Below are 1,012 nucleotides of genomic sequence, written 5' to 3'. Positions count from 1 at the left end.
GAGGTGTTCTGAGTGCGCCAGAGGACATACTGGGTAATAAACTGATCAACAATTATAAACGTTGGTAAAGCTTGAAGCATTACAATCGCACTCCTTATCTGTTTCAGATAATGCTGGCAGTGGTAAGCCGATATTATGATTAATGATTAAATTATAACTGTCAATCGTGGTGGATGAAAAATCTATAGTATTTATGGTATTTATGAAGTAAGCTTACCTCATGGGATAGAGAATTGCTATAATGAAGAAAACTAAGTTTACCTAAAATAAAAATCATCATGACAAAAACTACCTTTTCAGAAATATTAGAAGCAGCGAATGAACTTCCCTTAGAGGATCAAGAAAATCTAATTAGTATTTTAATAAATCGTCTTCGCGATCGCCGAAGAGCAGAGAGAGTTAGAGATGTTAAAGAAGCTCAACAAGAGTTTGCCGAAGGAAAATGTCAACCCGTTACTCCTGAACAGCTGATGGAGGAAATTCTCTCGTGACGTTTGTATTACTACGTTCCAGTGCCTTTGTTCGGGAGGCGAAAAAACTTGTCAAAAAACAACCCCAAACCGCTCAAAACCTTCAAAACACGCTAAAATTATTATGTATAGAACCATTTGACCCTCGATTACGAACCCATAAATTAAAAGGCAATCTTCAAGATTCTTGGGCTTGTAGTGTTGGATATGACTTAAGAATTATTTTTAAATTTGTTGAACATGAAAAAATACAAGCAATTCTTTTAGAATCAATTGGTACTCATGATGAAGTTTATTAGCGACAGCCCATAGGTTGAGTGGAGCGTTTGTCTGTTTTGATCCATAACCAAAGGGGGCTAAGTTGAGAACTGCTATACACTCAAAGCCTCCTCTGGTTTCCCCAAAAAATGGAATCAAGTAATAATTGGGTCAGTTACCAATTACCGATTACCCTCAACTCATCTTGGCTAAAGATGCCACTAACCACCCAGAAAAATTCTCCTGCTGGACATTGCTAGGATTCTTCACTGTCATTACTTGGT

General features: G+C 37.2%; 2 protein-coding genes. Both read left to right on the top strand.

Annotated elements, in window-relative coordinates:
- Nucleotides 1-278 precede the first annotated feature (278 nt).
- On the top strand, nucleotides 279-491 hold the full coding sequence (locus tag F6K53_RS45460; RefSeq protein WP_293087810.1) for a hypothetical protein: 213 nt from the start codon (nucleotides 279-281) through the stop codon (nucleotides 489-491).
- Nucleotides 488-769: a type II toxin-antitoxin system mRNA interferase toxin, RelE/StbE family gene (locus tag F6K53_RS45455; protein ID WP_293087808.1), complete on the top strand. Its 282-nt coding sequence runs from the start codon at nucleotides 488-490 to the stop codon at nucleotides 767-769. The genes F6K53_RS45460 and F6K53_RS45455 overlap by 4 nt, the downstream gene beginning before the upstream one ends.
- The last annotated feature ends 243 nt before the right edge of the window (nucleotides 770-1,012 follow it).

Origin of the sequence: Moorena sp. SIO4A1 (assembly GCF_010672065.1) — a bacterium.
Classification (GTDB): domain Bacteria; phylum Cyanobacteriota; class Cyanobacteriia; order Cyanobacteriales; family Coleofasciculaceae; genus Moorena.
This window is presented reverse-complemented; position numbering and strand designations above follow the sequence as displayed.

Excerpts from the sequence above, each read along its gene's own strand:
- F6K53_RS45460 (WP_293087810.1), top strand. The coding sequence starts at position 279 with ATGACAAAAACTACCTTTTCAGAAATATTAGAAGCAGCGAATGAACTT.